This window comes from Cupriavidus laharis (assembly GCF_914271435.1).
GTDB lineage: Bacteria > Pseudomonadota > Gammaproteobacteria > Burkholderiales > Burkholderiaceae > Cupriavidus > Cupriavidus laharis.
Genome location: NZ_CAJZAI010000043.1, coordinates 1 through 1,446, shown reverse-complemented (window position 1 = coordinate 1,446; position 1,446 = coordinate 1). Strand labels below are relative to the sequence as shown.

The window sequence follows — 1,446 nt, the reverse complement described above, 5'->3', positions numbered from 1 at the left end:
CATTGCATTACACACAAGTCACTCGTGACCAATCTCCCTGGCGTACTTGATTCCGGCGGCGAAGTCCATGACGCGCTGCAAGCCCTGCCAGATTGTCTTGACCCCCGGTTCGCCATCGCCCTTGCGAGCGAGGAAGCCGCCGAGCCTGGCAACCAGACGAACCATTTCATTGAGGCTTGGCGGCGTCTCGGGTGGCTCTTTCCTATTGAGAATGAACGCGGCTTGCCATTCATCTCGCTCAAATAACAATTGCGCTTCGAGCTCGGGGCAGGTGCGCCCCAGCCGCATTAGCCGCGCGATGCGCCAGGCCACCACCATGAACAATGCCAGCGCGCGTTCAAGTCGCTCCATCGAGGCCAGTTGCAGCGCTTCGACCCGACAGCCGTTCTTCAGTACATGAAAGAACATCTCTATCTCCCACCGCGCGCGGTACCAGTCGATCAACTGCACAGCGGCTTCGAAATCGGCCACTTCGCGATTGCTCAGCAACCGCCATTCGATCGGCTTGACGCCCGCTGGCGGCGCCAACTCTCGCGCAACGATGCAGGTGGCACTCACCACACCCCGCGCGGCATCGGGCAGCTCAACCCGCTGCGCCCATATCCGCTGTCGAACCTCTCGCGCCTTCTGGCCTTGTCGCGCAGCCTGCGTGAAACGGATCTCACCCAGCGGCACGGACTCCGTGACCTGATGCCACAACCGTTCGCCATCGGGCAACGCGCGATTGTGTTGCGAGCGAATCAGCCAGTCTGCGGGGTGACCCAGATCGCGCGCCTTCACCATCAACGCCAAGATATCGGCTTCGCGGTCAGCGACATACACCAGCCGCGTCGCCGGCATCGCCAACGCCTGCTCGGCAACGCGCTCATAGCCTTCTATCCAGCGCGTACTTTCCTTGAGGCCGGCGCGCTTGCCATCAGTCCCTTTCGGTTCACGCGCCCACATCCAAGCATCGAGCACACCCAAGGGCTCGCGCGCCGGCGTCACTGCGTACGTCGGGTGCAGGTACATGCCGCGCTGCGCTTCATACGACAACGGCCCCAAGCCAGCGGTTGCCTTGCCGTCGAAGTCCAGCTCCGTCGTGTCCTGAATGCACAGCACCACCTCGCAAGCCCGCATCCGCTCGGTCGCGCACTGCCAGTGCGGCGTCAGGATGTCATGCCATTCCAGCCGGTCCTGGGACAGAAAGCGATAGGCAGCGGCCGTTTCTGCCCAGCCACCACAAGCGCCTGGGATGCTTGCCGATGGATTCTTTGCCAAGGTCTCGGCCAACAGCACCGCGCGCCTGTTCAGGCGCCGATCGCCCAAATCGATGTCCCTGAACTCCGTCTCTGCCCAACTCGCTGCCACCACTTGCTTGCCTCACCCGTCGATTCGAAATCGCGAGTAAACGCCTTCTTAGCCCGGTTTACAACCCCATCGTCACGACTTGTGTGTAATGCAATG

The 1,446-nt window shown here is 62.0% G+C and carries 1 protein-coding gene; it reads right to left on the bottom strand.

What is annotated here, in order from left to right:
• Window positions 1-18: 18 nt before the first annotated feature.
• Window positions 19-1,353, bottom strand: coding sequence for an IS4 family transposase (locus LDO29_RS28040; RefSeq protein WP_449720085.1), 1,335 nt, complete (start codon window positions 1,351-1,353; stop codon window positions 19-21).
• Between the last annotated feature and the right edge of the window lie 93 nt (window positions 1,354-1,446).